Annotated in this window: 16 protein-coding genes; 10 read left to right on the forward strand and 6 right to left on the reverse strand. The window is 35.1% G+C overall.

All coding sequences use genetic code 11. The features are described from left to right. Together Q0A18_RS08920 and Q0A18_RS08925 are read left to right on the forward strand one after the other, a co-directional pair. On the forward strand, positions 1-496 hold a 496-nt coding region (locus tag Q0A18_RS08920; protein WP_292009803.1), incomplete at its 5' end, for a TonB-dependent receptor. Positions 497-521: 25 nt separating this feature from the next. Next, complete coding sequence (locus Q0A18_RS08925; RefSeq protein WP_292009804.1) at positions 522-1,058, forward strand: hypothetical protein; 537 nt, start codon at positions 522-524, stop codon at positions 1,056-1,058. Between the two features lie 56 nt (positions 1,059-1,114). Here the strand turns inward: Q0A18_RS08925 and Q0A18_RS08930 are convergent, their stop codons facing one another. Further along, a complete protein-coding gene (locus Q0A18_RS08930; protein ID WP_292009805.1) occupies positions 1,115-1,594 on the reverse strand; it encodes a histidine phosphatase family protein in 480 nt (159 codons plus the stop codon). A gap of 114 nt (positions 1,595-1,708) precedes the next feature. Here Q0A18_RS08930 and ruvX point away from each other — a divergent pair, with 114 nt between their 5' ends. The 6 genes from ruvX to Q0A18_RS08960 all read left to right on the forward strand — a co-directional run bounded on the left by ruvX (position 1,709) and on the right by Q0A18_RS08960 (position 6,151). Then, positions 1,709-2,125, forward strand: a complete 417-nt coding sequence (gene ruvX / locus Q0A18_RS08935) for a Holliday junction resolvase RuvX (protein ID WP_292009806.1) — start codon at positions 1,709-1,711, stop codon at positions 2,123-2,125. Continuing rightward, the gene (gene def, locus Q0A18_RS08940) at positions 2,122-2,694 is read left to right on the forward strand and encodes a peptide deformylase (protein ID WP_292009807.1); all 573 of its coding nucleotides are present in this window, start codon (positions 2,122-2,124) and stop codon (positions 2,692-2,694) included. The genes ruvX and def overlap by 4 nt, the downstream gene beginning before the upstream one ends. 68 nt (positions 2,695-2,762) lie before the next feature. Next, complete coding sequence (locus Q0A18_RS08945; RefSeq protein WP_292009808.1) at positions 2,763-3,317, forward strand: DUF5606 domain-containing protein; 555 nt, start codon at positions 2,763-2,765, stop codon at positions 3,315-3,317. A gap of 109 nt (positions 3,318-3,426) precedes the next feature. Further along, on the forward strand, positions 3,427-4,194 hold the full coding sequence (gene mazG / locus Q0A18_RS08950) for a nucleoside triphosphate pyrophosphohydrolase (protein WP_292009809.1): 768 nt from the start codon (positions 3,427-3,429) through the stop codon (positions 4,192-4,194). A 6-nt stretch (positions 4,195-4,200) separates the two neighbouring features. After that, complete coding sequence (locus tag Q0A18_RS08955) at positions 4,201-5,280, forward strand: FUSC family protein (protein ID WP_292009810.1); 1,080 nt, start codon at positions 4,201-4,203, stop codon at positions 5,278-5,280. A gap of 4 nt (positions 5,281-5,284) precedes the next feature. Beyond that, on the forward strand, positions 5,285-6,151 hold the full coding sequence (locus tag Q0A18_RS08960; RefSeq protein WP_292009811.1) for a hypothetical protein: 867 nt from the start codon (positions 5,285-5,287) through the stop codon (positions 6,149-6,151). A gap of 229 nt (positions 6,152-6,380) precedes the next feature. Here the strand turns inward: Q0A18_RS08960 and Q0A18_RS08965 are convergent, their stop codons facing one another. Continuing rightward, positions 6,381-10,097 carry a BamA/TamA family outer membrane protein gene (locus Q0A18_RS08965; RefSeq protein ID WP_292009812.1) on the reverse strand — a complete coding sequence of 1,239 codons (3,717 nt, stop codon included), beginning with the start codon at positions 10,095-10,097 and terminating at the stop codon, positions 6,381-6,383. 26 nt (positions 10,098-10,123) lie between these two features. Between Q0A18_RS08965 and Q0A18_RS08970 the strand changes: the two genes are divergently transcribed. Both Q0A18_RS08970 and Q0A18_RS08975 read left to right on the forward strand, forming a co-directional pair. Next, a complete protein-coding gene (locus Q0A18_RS08970) occupies positions 10,124-11,287 on the forward strand; it encodes a Pycsar system effector family protein (RefSeq protein ID WP_292009813.1) in 1,164 nt (387 codons plus the stop codon). Positions 11,288-11,306: 19 nt separating this feature from the next. After that, a complete protein-coding gene (locus Q0A18_RS08975; RefSeq protein ID WP_292009814.1) occupies positions 11,307-12,230 on the forward strand; it encodes a bestrophin family ion channel in 924 nt (307 codons plus the stop codon). Here Q0A18_RS08975 and Q0A18_RS08980 read toward each other — a convergent pair. From Q0A18_RS08980 to Q0A18_RS08995, 4 genes are all read right to left on the reverse strand, one after another. Further along, positions 12,227-14,533, reverse strand: a complete 2,307-nt coding sequence (locus Q0A18_RS08980) for a GAF domain-containing protein (RefSeq protein WP_292009815.1) — start codon at positions 14,531-14,533, stop codon at positions 12,227-12,229. The genes Q0A18_RS08975 and Q0A18_RS08980 overlap by 4 nt on opposite strands. A 71-nt stretch (positions 14,534-14,604) precedes the next feature. Continuing rightward, positions 14,605-14,793, reverse strand: a complete 189-nt coding sequence (locus Q0A18_RS08985) for a hypothetical protein (RefSeq protein WP_292009816.1) — start codon at positions 14,791-14,793, stop codon at positions 14,605-14,607. A gap of 108 nt (positions 14,794-14,901) precedes the next feature. After that, on the reverse strand, positions 14,902-17,346 hold the full coding sequence (locus Q0A18_RS08990) for a hypothetical protein (RefSeq protein ID WP_292009817.1): 2,445 nt from the start codon (positions 17,344-17,346) through the stop codon (positions 14,902-14,904). Between the two features lie 28 nt (positions 17,347-17,374). Beyond that, complete coding sequence (locus tag Q0A18_RS08995; RefSeq protein WP_292009818.1) at positions 17,375-17,899, reverse strand: hypothetical protein; 525 nt, start codon at positions 17,897-17,899, stop codon at positions 17,375-17,377. Positions 17,900-18,567 lie beyond the last annotated feature (668 nt).

An 18,567-nucleotide genomic window follows, 5' to 3' on the forward strand; every position in this document is an offset into this window, starting at 1 on the left:
ATTAAAAGGATTGGAGTTGAGTACGAAATATAATCTGAAAGGAAAAGGGTTCATCAGTGGCTCCGCTATCTTTTATACAGATTCCTCTGTTTGTTCTAAATTTTTGGCGAAAAGAAATAATGTAGATCAATGTACATCGCAGGGATATGCATGGAGTCTTTTGCCGATGAGGATACCTCCAAAAAAATCCCTGATAGTCAATATTGGAATTGATGCTATTGAAAACAAGCTTTTGTTGGGAGGAAAGCTGAAATATCACAGTGCTAAAGAAAATCCTGATGATTGGTTGAAAGGAACAGGGGCTATCGGGGTAAGCAGGGTAATTCCGGAGGATACTGTAATTGACGTGTATGGAGAATATAGGTATAATAAAAATGTAGGACTCAATATTGGGATTGATAATGTAATGAACCGCTATAAATATGATGTAGGTTCAGTAATCTCTATGCCGGTTCCGGGAAGAACAATTCGCCTGAGTGTGGATGTTAAATTTTAATTCAAACAAAATCAATCATTAAATTATGTATGTATCAAAATTTTTTAAAATCATAAGTCTGATTTTTATTTTTCCTCTTTTATTTCAGGGTTGTGTGAATGTCAACTTTGATGAAGATGACCCGTCATCATTTGAAGAAATAAGTAAACAGCAGTATATTGTAGAAATAGATTTTTCGGGTGATGTTGATTACTTTAATAAAAGATTAAGTTTTTATACCTCACAAGCAAAAGATAGTGAGGGAAACATTGTGAAAGATAATGTGGTCGAAAATAAAGATCTGCAGGGTTTAAAATATAGATATACTGTTTTCACTGGAGCAGGAGAGGTCAAACCTCCGATACTTATCTGTGCTTTATCTGTTACCAAGAAAGAGCTTGATGTATCCGGAAAACAAATGTTGATTACAGTTAATGTGACCAGAAAGAGGGGAGAAGAAATAAAAAAGCTGGAAGAGAAGTTATATGTGGTTAATGACTCATCTTTTCTTGAAGAATTCGACGGGGAATATTATGAAATGGAAAACATAAATTTTTTCTATTCAGACAATTCGGAAGACTAATACCAGGACAAGTAGTGAAAAGGCTGATCAAAAGCTCCAATGTATAGTGGAGCTTTTTATTTTATCTTGTCAGGTTCATAGAAGAAAATAAGCCGTTTTTCAGAACCTTCAAATTCCGACCATGAATCACAGTCTATCTCAAAGCCTGCTACACCACAGGTGGGAAAGTGAAAAATATCTTCTGACATAGAATTGGCAAAATTGGAAATCCCATTGTTATGTGAGAAGAAGGCTACGGAATTAAGATCATCACTTAAATTATAAATAACCGAATGAAAATTATTTTCTGAGGGGTGGTAAAGTTTTTCATCAGTAGCATATCCGATTTGATAGGTCTGATTAAAAATTTTACAAGTATTTAAAGCTCTTATTGCAGGGCTTGATACCAAATGATTAATTGGGATATTGTTATTTTTTAAATATTCAGACATATTCATAGCATCTTCCAGACCTTTGTCGGCCAACGGCCTGTCAAAGTCCTCCGTTTCTTCCGGCCAGTCGCTCTTAGCATGTCTTACGAGGATGAGTTTCTTCATAATTTGTTTTTTAGGAAAAATAAAATTATAAAAAAAATAATGGAATAAAACATGATTTATAAAAAAAACTACGTTTAGAATAAAATCACCAAAATTTCTTAAATTTGCAAACTTATGGGACAACTCCTTGCAATAGACTACGGAAAGGCCAGGTGTGGTATTGCTGTAACGGACGATATGCAGATTATTGCCAGCGGTCTGGATACGGTTGATACTAAATCTATATTAGTATTTCTGAAAAAATATTTTAGTGAAAATACGGTAGATGAAATAGTAATAGGCTTACCTGTAGATCTCAGAGGAAATGTTTCGGAGGTGGAAACCGATATCCTGAAATTTATTGAGGAATTCAAGAAAGAGTTTCCGAAGATTCAGGTGCAACGTTTTGATGAACGGTTTACATCCAAAATGGCTTCGTTTTTTATTTCTCAAAGTGGGAAAAGTAAAAAACAAAGACAGGAAAAAGGACTAATAGATAAAGTAAGTGCAACCATAATTTTGCAGAATTTTTTAGAACAAAAGAAAAGATGATTCTACCAATAAGAGCCTTTGGGGATCCTATTTTAAGAAAAGTAGGCAAAGATATAGATAAAGATTATCCCGATTTACAAGAATTGATAGACAATATGTTTGACACGATGTACAGTGCGAATGGTATTGGGTTGGCGGCTCCGCAAATAGGATTGGACATCCGCCTGTTTGTAGTGGATGTAACTCCTTTGGCTGAAGATGAGGATTATGAAGATATTAAAGACGACCTGAAGGATTTTAAAAAAGTTTTCATCAATGCTCAGATTCTTGAAGAATCAGGGGAAGAATGGAAATTTAACGAAGGCTGCCTTTCTATTCCTGATGTGCGTGAGGATGTTAAGAGAAAAGGAACTATCGTTATAGAATATTATGACGAAAATTTTGTTAAGCATAAAGAAACTTTTTCCGATATTAGAGCCCGCGTAATTCAGCATGAGTATGATCATATTGAAGGAATTTTGTTCACAGACCATCTGAGTGCTTTAAAGAAGAAATTAGTAAAAGGAAAATTAGTTAAAATTTCTCATGGTGATGTAAGCATCAATTATAAAATGAGATTTCCCAAGTAGTAAAAACAAAAAGAAAAATATTAAACAACAAAGTACCCAGCTTTGTTACACTTAAAAAAAATAAAATTATGCTGTTAGAAAAAATAATTTCAATTTCCGGAAAGCCAGGGCTTTATAAATTAGTTTCACAATTAAGAAACGGATTTATTATTGAAGATGTTACGACTAAAAAGAAGGTAAGTATTGGAAACTCAAGCCAGGTTAGCTTATTAGACAACATCGCAATGTTTACATTTGATAAAGAAGTTCCTTTGTTTGAAGTTTTTGAAAATATTGCTAAAACCCATGATTATAAGGAAACTATTTCCCATAAATCTGCTGACGCGGAATTAAAGGATTTTATGGCTAAAGCTCTTCCTAATTATGATACGGAAAGAGTATATACCTCCGATATTAAAAAATTAGCTCAGTGGTATAATATTTTACATAAAGCAGGATACATCACTCCTGAGAGTTTTGTAAAAGCGGAGCCTGAAACGTTAGATCCTGTACAGGAGGAAACTACTGAGGCTCCAGCGCCTAAAAAAGCGGCTCCGAAAGCTGAAAAGCCTGCAGCCCCAAAAGTAAAAGCTACTTCAGCAGCTAAATCAGCTCCTAAAAGTACACATACAAAGAAAGGATAATTTAATAACGAATTAATACAATATAAGCCTTGTTGGGATTGCTCAACAAGGTTTTTTCTTTTTATCAGGAAAAATACTCTTAAATTTGTATAAACATGAATTCTTATCTATGAATACTAAGGAAAAAAAATTAGAAGCGTTTGGAAAATTACTTGATATTATGGATGATCTGCGTGAAAAATGCCCTTGGGATCAAAAACAGACTTTCCAAAGCCTTCGCCACCTTACCCTTGAAGAGACTTATGAACTTTCAGATGCTATTTTACAGGAGGACCTTCTTGAAATAAAAAAGGAGTTAGGGGATGTGCTGCTTCATTTAGTATTTTATTCAAAGATAGGCTCTGAAAAGGGAAGCTTTGATATAGCGGATGTGATCAATTCATTGAATGAGAAACTTATTTTCCGTCATCCTCATATCTACGGAGATACTGAAGTGAAAGACGAGGAAGAGGTTAAGAAGAACTGGGAAAAACTGAAACTGAAAGAAGGAAATACATCTATCCTAGGAGGAGTTCCCAAAAGCCTTCCCAGTATGGTAAAGGCCTATAGAATTCAGGATAAGGTAAAAGGAATAGGTTTTGAGTTTCATGATGCAGAGGATGCCTGGAAAAAGGTAGATGAAGAATTGGAAGAATTTCATGCAGAAACAGATCTGGATAAAAAAGAACAGGAGTTGGGAGATGTGTTTTTCTCGCTGATTAATTATGCCAGAATATCTGGAATCAATCCCGATTCCGCTTTGGAAAGAACAAATTTAAAGTTCATTTCCAGATTTCAGAAGATGGAAGTGTTAGCTCAGGAACGAAATCTTAATCTGGCAGATATGTCTTTGGAGGAAATGGACATTTTATGGGAGGAAGCTAAAAAATTAAGGTAAAGGTATATGAAGGTTAAAAATCCCACTCGTCATCATTTTCAGTATCTGATTGAAATGAAAGAAACAGAAAGGAAATGGCATTTTCCTGTTTTAGCTGCATTATGTATAGGAAGCTGTCTGCTGATCGGGTGGCTATTGGGAAAACCTCATTATGGCAGTCAGGCCAGTGTAGGTGCTTTAACTATTTTGTATTTTACTTTAGCGCCTATTGCGCAGCGAATGATTCATCTTGCGGTTTGTGCTTTTGGAATGGTCTTTTCTTTTTCCGTATGTCTCTTTTTTAGTTTTAATATTTATTTTGCAATTCTTTCTTTTGGATTTGTTTCATTTTTAGCTCATTTTGTAACATCATATTTTAAAATACCGCCTCCCGGAAATTTCTTTTTTATTATGTCGGCCTCTATGGCAACTAATTTCCATTTTGATTTGGAGATGATACCAACGAGGGTAGGACTGGTTGCTATGGGAGCCAGTTTGTCATGTACTTTAGCATTTTTATATTCTTTATTTATAGCAAAAACAGCTATAACTTCCCCACCAAGAAGAAGTTTTAATAAGGAACAGTATGCCAGAGGAGTGGAAAGTACTATTATTGGTTTCTTTATGATGCTTACGTTGGTAATAGGACATTTGCTTAAATTTCAAAATACTTACTGGATATCTATTGCTGCGGTGGGTGTAATTCAGGGGAGAAATTTTGAACATGTAAGACAACGGAATACACATAGAATTTTAGGAACATTTATTGGAGTGGGATTGACGTGGATTATTCTTTTGTTTCTTTCTCAAGCAATTGAGCTGATTCTTATAATCACTATCTTACAATTTATCATTGAAATGCTGATTGTAAGAAACTATGGTTTTGCTGTGGTATTTATTACTCCCTTAACTATTCTTTTGGCTGAAGCCGGTAGTGAAGTCCCCCATGATATTACAGCATTAATGGAGGCAAGGTTACTGGATACAGTTATTGGGAGTTTAATAGGATTGGCTACAGGCTTTTTCTTATACCATCAGAAGATAATCAATAATGTGGAAAAAAATATAAGATATTCTTATTTCCGAATTAGAAAATTAAAAAAATAGATCTATGCGAATTTTTGTTTTGTTAATATTTGTTTTGTGGAGCTGCAATCCCAAAGCACAAGACTCATATCATAAAAATGAACTTATAGTAGAGTTTTCTCTACCTAAAAAACTGAAGGAAGTTTCCGGGTTAGCACTGTCTAAAGATCAGAAAACGATCTGGACAATTGAGGATCATGGAAATAAAAATGTAGTATATGGCTTAAGCAGAGAAGGTCAGCTTGAATCAGAAATTGCAGTTGAGAATGCTGAAAACACGGATTGGGAAGATATTATCAGTGACAGATCGGGAAATATTTATATCGGAAATTTTGGGAATAATAATAATGACCGGCAGGATCTTGCAATTTTAAAATTAGATCTTACTTCCACTGATCAGGTTACTACTAAGGTAGTTCAGACTACCAAGTTTAGCTACCAGGGACAAACGGAGTTTCCTCCTAAAAAGTCTGAATGGTTATATGACTGTGAGGCTTTTGTAGAAATGGACGGAAATTTCTATTTGTTTACTAAGAACAGAAGTAAGGGGTTTGATGGAACCTTCTTAGTTTTTAAAGTCCCTAATAAGGAAGGAAATTTTGAAGCAAAACTGATTGGAAAGCTAAAGCTGGATGGAGGATATGATGATGCAGCTATTACTTCAGCGAGTATCAACAGTACAAACAATAAAATTGTATTACTAACTCATAAGAATGTACATGTGCTTTCAGGATTTACTCCGGATAATTTTAATTCTACACAAATAGAAAAAATACCTTTTAATCATAATTCTCAGAAAGAAGGAATTGTATTTTTGAATGATCATACATTGTTGATTGCTGATGAGAAAGAGAAGAAAGATGGGGGAAAGGTGTATACGTTTTCGCTTTAAACGAGATATTGAGATATTCTCGAAGGATATAAGGTATTTTATTCCATAGCCTTCGAGAGCCTCAGGCTACTATTTGTTTCTCTTTAATTCACTAGGAGGTTTTTGTTGTTTATTTTAGCGTCCATTCTGAATCCGGTATGGTAGAAGTTCTTGTGAACAGAACTGCCGGTTATTCCGGTATCTTTCGAGAGTCTCAGGGTACCGGGAGAGTTTCGAAGGATACTCAATCCTAAAAAGTCATTCCCACACCAGCAGAAACTCTTCCGCCATCAGATCCGTAGAAATAATTTAATCTTGCAGAGAACATTTCAACGACACTTAGCCAAAAACCGACCCCTGCTGACTGGTGCCATTTATTAGAGGTTTCGTTGTCGTTCCACACTCTTCCCAGATCGTAGCCTACTAAAATTCCGAGATTAGCAGGGGCAATTCCGTTTCTTATTCTTCCAAAATCCCAACGTATTTCAGAATTATTCACGAAGTATGATTTACCCGAAAATCTATCGTTTCTGAAAGCTCTCAGTCCACTGTTTCCTCCCAGGCTTGCCGCCTGATAAAATTCAAAATTGTTATTATTGATCCACATCACATTACTGGAGTTGGCAAATACAAAATTCCCCTGTTGATCTATTCTGTGATGAATGGCCAGGTTTCCGGTTAAGATCAGAAAATTCTGATTGGAATTGGATAAATTGGTTTTCCAGTCGGCATTGACTAAAAATTCCATTCCTAAAGTAGGAAAAGCATTATTGTTCAGGTTTTTATAACTGAATGTGTAATTGGCTCCTGCAAATAGCTGATCACTAAAAACCCTGGAATTAACGTCAGGAGATTCGTTGACGAATCGATTAGCTTTACTCTGAACTTTATTATTCTCAAAAGTAAGCTGAAACTGATGATTAAGATTAAGCCAGCTCTTTTTGGAAATAGACGGGGCAAAATGAATTTTTGATATTCTTGCTCTGTTGTATTTTCGGGGAGTATCCTGCTTATCATATTCACTTTCATTAGATAGTCCAAAGAAATTTTCAGAGAATCGGGGAGTCGTGTAAAGCGCATCAATTCCGAAATCCCATCCTGCAATCGCTTTTTTGAAAATACCTTTATAAGATAAATTGAATCCTCCTGTTACTGTATAAAAATTAGCTCTTAGGCTATGTTTTTGAGTATAGGGATCCCGGATAAAGTTATTAACAGTATAATTGACTAAAGCACCGATAATCACTCCGTCATCAGGATTGTAATCAAGGTTTGGATAGCCTGCTATATAGCTGTATTTCGGATGCTCATAATTATAGGTGTTAATATTATAATCATTTGAAATATTCATGGTAGCAGTACCTGCATTATAGGTGTTTTTCTGGGATTTGAAATCATAGATTTTCACCTTGCTGCCATTAGAAACGTTATAAGTGTCATGATTGAAACCTCCAATCAGACGAATAGTGATTTTTGGTCTTCCGGTGCCGGTAACTTCATAAAAGTCATCGTCTTCCAGACCATATATCCAGAGTTCCTTAGTTTTTTTATCGGTATAGGTTTTTTGGAAAACCAGCTCAGGATTCTGTTTGTTTTTATCAAGTTTATATTGTTTGACTTCTACCGTATTTCCGTTTTTGGTAATTACAAATTTATCAGGATTTACGGTTCCGGCTAAAGAAACTTTTTCCTGGAGAACATCATAATATTGAGTGGCATATATCTCAAGTTTATCTCTTCTTAGTTTAAGCTTTCTCTGAATGTCTGCAATCGTTTCATCCTTTACTTCTTCCGGCAGATTATCAAAAGCATGGTCTATATCAGAATCTGTGAGGTTCTTCCTTATATATTGGGCCTGTGTAATCCATTCCTGTTCTTCAGAGCCTTTCAGAAATATCAGATCAAGAGGGTAAGGCTCCATATTCATCCACTTTATATTTTTGATATCTTCCTTAAAGCTTTTCATGTGACGGATGGCTGGAATATTCATGATAATCTTGAATGCAGCACCATCATATTTACTGAATGCCTGATCCCTGTCTCTTGGTATAGGCTTATAAATTATTTTATCTCCTTCTTTATATTCAGCCCATTTCCATTGGTCAGAATGTCTATCCCAGTCGCCGATCAGCATATCAAATAACCGTGCTCTTATGTAAGACTCCTTATCAACAGAATATTTATAATTTTTGGTAAGGTTTTTTAAAAGGTCATCTGTTGAAATAATATCATTGGCATTATCGAGTGAGGCTAATGTTTTAGGATCTGAAGAAAAGCGTTCTTCAATCATATACATCTCATCCCCGTAATCTATATTATATCTGTCTAATGCATATTGTTTCGGGATATAATAAAGCCTGGGGTTGCTATGATAAATATTAAGTTTATCTGCCATATTTCCTACCGAAAAAGGAGTGAAAGGATGGCTGGTGGTATAAAAATCTAAAAGAAATTTCTCAGGGAAAGTTTCTTTAAGTTCATTTCCTAGCGTACTTTTATTAAAGGCCATATTGTTTAGAAAGCGTATGGCACTTTTCTTAACTCCTCTCATTACGAATTCCTGACCATCATTGGCTTTTAATCTTAGACTTACAGATTGATTTCCGCCTCCTTCCCGGAAAGGAATAAATCCTCCGTTCAGTTCTGAAAGATTGGCAATAGGTGCTTTGATGGGAATTCCGTAGTATTTTCTGTAATGTTCCCCGAAAAGCCATCTGTAAGTTTTACTTTTTTTGGTAAGCTTTGGAGGGTATACAGAGGAAGTGAATGTCTCCGGCAATGTATTAGGGTAATTATTCACAAAATCTTTAGGTTTAGGATCTACCGTTATATGAGTAAGCTTTTGTAATGTATTATCTTTTGTAGAGAAAAATTCCACATCCGAGCTTTGGTCTTTCCTTAAGTTGAGAACAGCAAAACCGCTTCCTCCATAAGAAAAATCTGTTTTCTCAGCAATAGTTGCCGGATCTGTCTTGGAGCCTGCTCCACTGATGATCTGCCTGATATTTCTATCAACATGGTATTGCAGACTATGGTCATGGCCTGATACAAAGATCACATTGTCCTTATCCTGTACGATACTTTTTAATCTGTTGGCCAAAGTTGAATAATGTTGATTATTCAGATCTTCAAGGCTTGCTCCTGATGAGCTTCTGAGAATATTAAGAACAGTGGCTCCCACAGGAAAAGGAACTTTACTCTTCAAAGGGTAGAGATGGGATTTTGCCGATGTGTAACCAGCATGTAATCCTGTGCTTATAACAGGATGGTGAAGGGCAACAATAATTCTTTTATTTTGATTTTTATTGATAAGGTCTTTAAATTCTGTAAAAAAATCTTCTCTGGTCTTTATATTACAGCCTTTATTGATTCCGGGAAATCTGTCCCAATTAACCAGGGCCCATTCAGTATCGATTATGATGAGTTTGATATTATCAGTCAGGTTGACGTCGTCAATAGGACAAGAGTTTTTAGGAAGGAATGATTTTTTATCATCGAGATGTGTTTTTACATAATTTTCCTGGGCTTTTAATCCGTCCAGCCCGTGGTACCAGTCATGGTTTCCCGGGATAACAAGTGTTTTCCCTTTAAAGTTTCGAGTAATAAGGAGTTGATTATCCAGTTTTTCTTTTGCTTCAGCGTAATTTTTATTGTTTTCTTTAGGCATTCCCGAAGGATAAATGTTATCCCCGAGGAATATAAGCATTGAATTCTTATCGGCTGAATCCAATTTGGTTTTTAAAAAATTCAGAGTTTGCCGGGATTGAATTTCGTCGGCATTTCCTGCATCTCCGATAAGAAATATTTTGAAATCATTTTCGGGCTGTAGTCCTACATTTTGAATCTCCTGTAAATTTTTTCCTTTTTTTACGTTATAGGTAGCACAAGAGGTTAAAACTCCTGCCAATAAAAAGAATTTAAGGGAGGTGAAATTTTTTTTCAGATACGATTTAAAGGATAAATTCATACATTTACATTAACAAAATTTAGGGAATGAGTATTCTACACAAAGCTAAAGATTATGTTGAAAGCTTATTCAAAGATAAGTTATCTTCTGTATATTTTTATCATAATTTCATTCATACTACTTTTACGGTAAATAAGGCAGAGGAGATTATGATCCATACTCCTGTATCAGACGAAGATAAGGAGAAAGTTTTACTTGCCCTTTGGTTTCATGACACAGGATATATTGTAAGTCCGGTAGATCATGAAGAAAAAGGGGTGGAAATCCTCAGGGAATTTCTGAACAAGGAAAATTTTTCTGAAGAGTATATTGAAGAAGTCTCCCGTCTCATTCTTGCTACTAAAGTAACTTATGAGCCCCAAAACCTTCTGGAAAAAATTGTAAAGGATGCAGATTGCAGTCATTTTGCAAGCCACGATTATAATGATATTTCAGATTCGCTGAGGAAAGAATGGGAGCTGACAAAAGTCCGGTGTTTTACTAATGAAGAGTGGAATGAAGGAAATTTAAAATTACTGAAGAATAAGCATCAGTTTTATACTCAGTATGCCAGGGAGAACTGGGAACCTATCAAAAAGAAGAACATTAAAAAAATTGAGAAAAAGTTGGAAAAGGAAGGAGATAAAAAAGAGCCTGCAGATAGTAATAAAAAAGATCCGAAGTCAGACAGAAGTGTTGATACGTTATTCCGTGTCACCTTAAATAATCATACAAGATTAAGTGATATTGCTGACAGTAAGGCAAATATTCTGTTATCAGTAAATGCTATTATTATTTCGGTCTGTCTTTCCGTTTTAGTACCGAAACTGGATACACCTAAAAACTCACATCTTATTATTCCGAGTTTTATATTGTTGCTATCAAGTGTTCTTACTATTATTTTTGCAATTCTTTCTACAAAGCCTAATGTGACTAAATCAAAATTTACACTCCAAGATGTTGCTGACAGAAAAGTGAACCTTCTGTTCTTTGGGAATTTCAACAGGATGTATTATGATGAGTATATGGATGCGATGAAAGGACTTATCCGTGACAGAGATTATATTTATGATTCTATGATCAGGGACTTGTATTACCTGGGGAAAGTATTGGACCGTAAGTATAAGCTCTTATCGATTACCTATAAAATATTTATGGCGGGGATTATTATTTCAGTATTTTCTTTTGCGTATGCATTCTTAACACTTTAATCCCATGTTGTTTTAGAAAATGATTGTAAGACAGCGTGTTGGTTGGCTGAAAATGCTATTTATCTGGAAAGGATCTGTGTTAAAGAAGATAATTTTTCAATTATTTGTAATCACCCTATTTTCATTAGTCGTATTATTTTTTAATGGAAGAATCTATGACTACAAAGTGACTCTTAATCCTACAATCTTTACATTAATTGGTCTTGCACTGGCTATTTTTATGGGTTTCTGTAATTCGGCCAGTTATGACAGGTATTGGGAAGGAAGGAAGCTTTGGGGATTGCTGGTCATTGAGACAAGATCATTAACGAGACAGATTCTTACCCTTGTTAGGGAGCCGTCTTTTGAAGCAAAAAACGATAAGAAAGAAATTGTGAAAATGATTTCAGCCTTTTGTTGGTCCCTTAATTATCAATTAAGAGAAAAAGACGGAAGAGAGCACCTTTCTCGATTACTTTCTTCTGAACAGTTTGAGGAGGTAAAAGATAAAAAAATCATTCCGGTCGCCATTTTAGATCTGATAGGAAAGTGGCTGAATAAACAGAATAAAGAAGGAAATGTAGATACGATTATATTAAGTTCAATGGATCATCAGCTTAATCAGTTTTCCAATATTACCGGCGGATGCGAAAGAATTCATAATACCCCGTTACCATTTGCTTATAGTCTTTTAATGCACCGGACTGTTTATCTTTATTGCTTCTGGCTGCCTTTTGGATTGGTTGACAGCCTCGGGTGGATGATGCCTTTAATTGTTTTGCTCATCAGTTATACTTTTATAGCTCTTGATGCAATCATACAGGAGATCGGAGATCCTTTCGGTGAAGAAGAAAATGATCTTGCCCTTAATAACATCTGTAAGACTATTGAATTTTCAATTTTTGAACAGGCTGATATCCCGCAAAGAGAATATAAAGTTTCAGATTCTTATTGTATAGATTAAACTTTTATGAGTGAAACCCTCATGGCAAGAAGCCCAGTAACCCCTTGCAGATCTTCTACTTCTATAAATTCAATGTCAGATTCAAGGATATTTTTTTTCTGAAGATTTTTAATATATTTAAGATATTCCTTCTGCTCATCTTCTCCAAAATATACAATGGCAATTTTTCCTGGAATGGTCAGTCTTTCTGATGAATTTTTGATATGGGCTTTGTCTATTCTTTTTTTAATAATTTCATAATAAGAATTATAAGCACCATCTATATCGAAACGTTTTTCATCCATTCGGAAACGTATATTGATAAACTCATTATAAACGAAAATGAGAGAAGCGATTTCTAATGGAATAGACAGGTTAGGTTTGAAACTCTGGAATTCCTGCTCCATCATACAGACAGTTTCAAGCTGCCAGAATCTTAGCTCATGAATAATTTTTTTGGTATAATGAAGTTCGGGAGCAATAGATTGTCCTACATATAGGTTATGCTCTACACCATCAGATTTAAATCTTTCAAAATAATGAGGGAAAATTTCCTGAGCCTTGAGCTGGCTTTCATCTAAAAGATCGGCAAGCTTTCTATTGGTAAGGGTTATGGAATCATCCAGTTTTTTTCTTTCACTGTAAAAAAGATCATTTTGAGTAAATATCCTGTTAAAATAATTCCTGATCTTATCTTTAACTTTCTTAGCGGTTTTTGAATTTAGTTTTTCATTTAAAAAAGGGTGGATATCATCTCTTAGAAGGCGCTGGAATCGTTGTTCAGTATCGGCTTTTATATCTTTTTGAAGTTCGGCTTTAAAGATATCCAGTGCAAGAATGTACTTTTCCGAATTGGAATTTGTAAGAGAAAGGATATCATAAAGGCAGTCAATCTGCTGATTAAGATCTTCCAGCATGAGGTAAAATCTTTTTTCGGAAGATGATCTTATATCTGAAAATCCAAATAAAGGTGTAAGATTTTTAAACGTAATCTGTCCTAAGCTATAAATCTTCTTGGATAGATTGGCATTAAAATATTTCTCAGCTTCTTTCCTAAATTTCCATCCCACACTATCATGGATTGACGTATATTCCCTCTGAATGATAGCCTCAAGCTGATTATTTTTTTCTATGTTGAATCTCATTAAGGAGAACAGGATCATATCAGTCAGGAATTCCAGTTTCTTAAGCTTTAATCCGTTCAGGCTGTTTATTTGGGATGAAGTAAATTCCATAATGGCCAGAAGTTCATTGTCTTTCATGATAGGAATTACCATAAAACTATTGATATTGTTTTCTTTCAGGGTAGAGAAAGAAGGATGCTTTTTAATTTCCTCATCTAAATGATTCGTATTGGAAACTACTATAGGTTTGGGGTTATAGTTAAGGTTATCAAAAGTTGTCTTACGGATTTCCTCATCCAGCGTATTGATCCAGAAGTTTAAAATATGATTGGAAAAAATGTTTTCGTAGATAGGAACTTTTTCCAGCTTTTTATCTTTTTTATTGAAAAGCATAAGCCCGAAATTCAGGTCGGGAACATCAAAGTAGGATTTGAATATTTCCTTCAGGTTCGCATCGGGAGAAGGGTTTTCCATATCTATTTTGATCATACTGGATTTCAGATCGGATAGAGCTACTTCCGAAGTGCAGTCTACCAGAGAAATAATGGTAAAACCACTCATTATCCAAGCCTGGGAAGGAAAATGCTTTTTCCAGAGTGTAAAATCATCCAGGTTTTCCAATAACATGTCGATGGTCTTTTCCGAAGGAATTTTAGTTCCCTGAGCGGGATAGACTTCCGTGAAATCTGAATTGACTGTTATTTTGTAGTGCTTCATAATCCCTTCTTTATTCGGGATGTCATAATATAAAGGAATATTCCCTTTGATATCTTTCTTGAAATAGGTCTGAACAATCAGGCAGCAGCAAAAAACATAAAACTCGTCATCACTGATATTCCGGAGCTCTATTTTAAAATCCTTTCCTGCATCCTTTAATATATTTTTGAACCTTTCTGTATAATTGAATGTAATATTTGACAAGGGTATACTTGCCGCTTTTATTTCATTATGGGTTAGGCCAGTTGGGAATAAGTCTGCCAGTAAGAGCTGGATAAGATCAGCATATTTCTCCAGTAAGGAGATATCTTCAAATCCATCCTTTAGCTCCTGAAAATTTCTGGTTTTTTCAATGAGAGATTCAGCATAGTTTACTCTATATTCCAACCTGTCATTATATCGGATATGCTCCAACACATCCAGATATTTTTTGAATGAAATATAAACCTGGAAGGGAGCGTCTTTTTTGTAAAGATTTGCCAAAAGCCTAAATTTTAGAGTAAAGTTATAAAAAAAGAGCCACTCTAAAAAAAGGTATTGACCTTATTTTTTCCTCATTTTATTTCAATTTTATTGACAGTATTACGCTGAAAAAAAAGGAATAAGGTTCTATCTTTTTTCCACCACCTTGTTTTCAAACGGTAAGTCCAGATTTCATCCGGAAAAAAATTGAATTCATCGCCAAGTTCTTTAAGGACTTCATTTTTAGACTTTCCAATCAAATACTCATAATTCTTCGTCATAATCATAGTGTTTTTATATCATTTTATTTATGTCCTATTAAAAAAGGACGAGACTTTAAAAGTCCCGCCCAGAAATTAACTTATAATATTTAGATAACTATTTTAATTTTAGTTGGCATAGTTAGTATCTACTTGATAAGTTTTGTTAATGTTTTTCTCTACATAGTCAATTGCAACTGACATTGCATTACCGAATAATACCCAGTCAGCACCCTGTCCGGTAGGTACATTAGCTGTTACGATAGATGTACCGTTATACATTGAACCTGAAGTAAAGTTTCCAGTAGAGAATCCAATTGGAGCGTATGTACCATTCCAGTTGTTTCCTAAGGTAGTACCCCAGTCTGGGAACATGAAGAATCCAGGTGCATAAGCTAAAGTAGTTCTTTCATTTTGCCCTCCGTTAGCAGGTAACTGTACTAATCCACCGAAGTTAGCAGGAAGAGTTGAAGGATTGAATCCTAGCCAAGAAGCATTGTCATCGGCTACATAGAACATTCCTCTTGCATCACCAAATGGACCATTCAGATATGGATTGTCTGCTGTAGAAAGTTTAGCAGCACGTATAGCATAGTCATCTCCGTTTGCATTCCATGCTAAAGAAGCCCCGTATGCCCAGTTTAATGGATTAAGCATATAGTTGGCATTGTCATTCTGATCCTGGGAAGATACCTGGAAGTAGAATCCTTTCTTATTCTTGATAAAGTCAGCGATTACAGCTGCCGCATCAGCACTCCAGTCAGCATCCCAACCAGCGATGATAATTTCCACACCATTGTTATTGATTAAGTTTTGTAATGATGTAGCACTTTGGTTACCTACTTGTTGTATAGTATATCCTTCAATCGGAACTTTACCATTAGGACCGAAGTTAGCAGTGTTGTTCAATGCACTTACCACACAACCCTGACATCCCATACCACTTACAATAAGGATAGATTTTTTCTTATAAACAGTAGTAACATTTACATTACAAGTTGCTGTAGTTGCAGCGCTGGTTGTAATAGTATATGCATTAGTTCCACCACTTGTAGGAGTTCCTGTTGCATAAAGTACCATATTATAAGTACCTGAACCTGCAAAAGTTCCACTACCAGAGAAGCTGATACCATTTACTGTATTGGTAGAAGCTGTCCAAGGACCAGCCTGGCTTACTGTAACAGGAATAGTCATAGTATTTGCACCTGTTGTTGCAATACCTGAGTAATAAGTACCTTGTATTGTAGCACCACCACAAGACATCGTAAAGTCAGTTGCTGCAGGAGCAATATTCACTAATACTTCACAAGCAATACCGGACATACCAGTACCGGAAATAGAGAACGGAGTATTATTTCCAGAACCTGTAGGAGCATTTCCGTTAGAAGTAAGAGTTACTACATGACTTCCTGCTGTAAGGTTAAGATTGCTTGCTGTATATTTAACACCGTATACTGTATTCGTTTCAAAACTGAATACTCCAGGATTAACAACATTTACTTTAATCTTGATAGTTTTACCTACTGTAGATACACCTTGCTGAAGAGCATCAGAATAAGCATTGGTACCACAATATGAAGGATCAAATTCGAATTTTTGCTCAGCAGGATCTACCGTTACTTGCTTTGTACAACCAGGATTGAACGGTTCTCCGTTTACAGTAAGAGGGACATTGAAGGTGCCGGCAGCTGTTGGAGTTCCTACAGCAGCAATATTAAGCGTATAAGTTCCTGCGGTAGCAAAAGTACCGCTTGTCTGGAAAAAGAATCCATTTCCACTATCTCCGCTGATCTGATAAGTACCAGGCTCAATTACCTGTACTGTGATGCTGATATAGTTTCCTGAGTTTACAGAAGTTCCTTCCTGATAGGTCCCGTTTACTGTACCTGCAGCACAATCAGCAGCTGTAATTTTCAAAACAGCTTGTCCGGCATCTCCACACATGGATTTCCATTTATCTGATTTCCAGAAGTTAAAACATGCTTCATCTGTGTTCCAGATCAATAAAGATTGTGCAGGATTAGCGATAGCATCTCTTTGTACTTTTGATAATCTAGGTACTAAGAATCCTTTATCCCCAGAATATACATCCAATTGTGCAGATGCATCCGGTGCTTTGGTATTGATGCCCACTTTCCCCATCTGATATACATCCTGATTGTTGGCATCTGCGGAGGCTTGAGTCAGAACATTATTCCAAGGTTCAGTAGGAAGTTCTGTGATCATATTAGTAAGCTGATCAGAAGTTACCCACAATTTCCACATATTGGCAATAGCATCATAGAAATAGTATCCTGCTTTGGTGACTTCGGATGTTTTTGGGGAAGTAGCTGTAGGAATTTCAGTTACATAAACAATAGCTCCGTTCTGACCGGTTCCGTATATAGCATCTTTTGCTGTAAGCTGATCACCTGTTACTCTTGGTGCAATAATACCATCTGAAATAGAAGTTTCAGCAGGCTTACCTACAATATCTAGGGTTGCGTTTGGGGTCTCAGTATTTACTCCCACCTGTGCGAATGCCGTCGAGGTAGCGAATACCGAAAACATAAGTGTAATTATTTTTTTATTCATTTTTATGTATTCTTAATATATTATTTTCTCATACTGTAATCTGTGATGGTAATAGATTAAGAACTGGGGGAGGCCTTACTCTGAGATTTCCTCTGAATAGTGATATAGCTTTTCTGCCCGGAGAAAAGGCTATCTTATTTTTTTTATGGGAAATAGAAAGAATAGCAATACAATAATTCTTTACAATTCCTGATATGTGTTTTGAATAGGATGGCGCTGAAATAATAGCAACCGATTGACAGGACTGACTTGAAAAATAGAAATCAGAATAAGGGGTACGGGTAATTTTTACCAGAGGTTCTATTTTCTGTATTTTAATTTTCTCTATCTCTTTTTTGGGACTTTCCTCCTTCGGTATATTATTTACTTTATTAGAAAAGCTATTTTTCTTTTTTTTATGAATAACTGTAATATTATCAATCCCGGAAATGATTGTTCCATCACTTACATAGATAAGAGAAGAAACAGAAGCAGAGGCCTTGATGCTTTTGACAGATAATGAATCCTTACCATTCTTTTCTAATTCTATAGCATACGTAATGGTATATGTCATTGTGGAAATCCACAACAGAAATATTTTACTAAATATGGTAATTGTATGCCTCACTACAAATCAAGGGGTTATTGAGTGTGTGCAAAGGTATCTTGAGGAGTAAGTCTAAAAAAGAGAGGATAAGCGAGAAGTGAAAAATTATTTATATATGATTAAGTAGTTGATAAATAATTATTTATATGTATGATTTGTGATAAATGATTTTTCGATATGTGAGTATGTTGGGATAAGCAGATAAGAAAGGGATGATAGAAATAAAGTAAGGTGATACTTTGAATGGATTTTGATCAAACTTTTTATTAAGTAATTGTTTTGATCAAATAAATAAGTGTTTTCAAGGGTGATGGCTTTAATCTTAAAAATATGTAGTAATCCCTATAAATTAATAAACTATTACTAGTTATTAAGAACCAAATCCTCATTTTAAGATTAGCTCATTTAGTGTTCGTTTATGATCTATCTGCCATTAAATAATTATAAAAGAAAGAAGATAAGAAACTATAAACCGCACATTTTAGAACCGTTTTAAAATGGGCTGATTGGATTGTAGGTAAATCTTTTCTTTGGCCTTTTATATATTATTTCTCTAGTTCCAACCTCAAGTCTATAGATACTTTTTGCAAATATAAAACAGTACTCCTTCTTATATTGTTATTGAGCTTATCAAT

This window comes from Chryseobacterium sp., assembly GCF_022712095.1.
GTDB lineage: Bacteria > Bacteroidota > Bacteroidia > Flavobacteriales > Weeksellaceae > Chryseobacterium.

Coding starts and splice junctions, on each gene's coding strand:
- Q0A18_RS08925 (WP_292009804.1), top strand. CDS start 522: ATGTATGTATCAAAATTTTTTAAAATCATAAGTCTGATTTTTATTTTT.
- Q0A18_RS08930 (WP_292009805.1), bottom strand. CDS start 1,594: ATGAAGAAACTCATCCTCGTAAGACATGCTAAGAGCGACTGGCCGGAA.
- ruvX (WP_292009806.1), top strand. CDS start 1,709: ATGGGACAACTCCTTGCAATAGACTACGGAAAGGCCAGGTGTGGTATT.
- def (WP_292009807.1), top strand. CDS start 2,122: ATGATTCTACCAATAAGAGCCTTTGGGGATCCTATTTTAAGAAAAGTA.
- Q0A18_RS08945 (WP_292009808.1), top strand. CDS start 2,763: ATGCTGTTAGAAAAAATAATTTCAATTTCCGGAAAGCCAGGGCTTTAT.
- mazG (WP_292009809.1), top strand. CDS start 3,427: ATGAATACTAAGGAAAAAAAATTAGAAGCGTTTGGAAAATTACTTGAT.
- Q0A18_RS08955 (WP_292009810.1), top strand. CDS start 4,201: ATGAAGGTTAAAAATCCCACTCGTCATCATTTTCAGTATCTGATTGAA.
- Q0A18_RS08960 (WP_292009811.1), top strand. CDS start 5,285: ATGCGAATTTTTGTTTTGTTAATATTTGTTTTGTGGAGCTGCAATCCC.
- Q0A18_RS08965 (WP_292009812.1), bottom strand. CDS start 10,097: ATGAATTTATCCTTTAAATCGTATCTGAAAAAAAATTTCACCTCCCTT.
- Q0A18_RS08970 (WP_292009813.1), top strand. CDS start 10,124: ATGAGTATTCTACACAAAGCTAAAGATTATGTTGAAAGCTTATTCAAA.
- Q0A18_RS08975 (WP_292009814.1), top strand. CDS start 11,307: ATGATTGTAAGACAGCGTGTTGGTTGGCTGAAAATGCTATTTATCTGG.
- Q0A18_RS08985 (WP_292009816.1), bottom strand. CDS start 14,793: ATGACGAAGAATTATGAGTATTTGATTGGAAAGTCTAAAAATGAAGTC.
- Q0A18_RS08990 (WP_292009817.1), bottom strand. CDS start 17,346: ATGAATAAAAAAATAATTACACTTATGTTTTCGGTATTCGCTACCTCG.
- Q0A18_RS08995 (WP_292009818.1), bottom strand. CDS start 17,899: ATGACATATACCATTACGTATGCTATAGAATTAGAAAAGAATGGTAAG.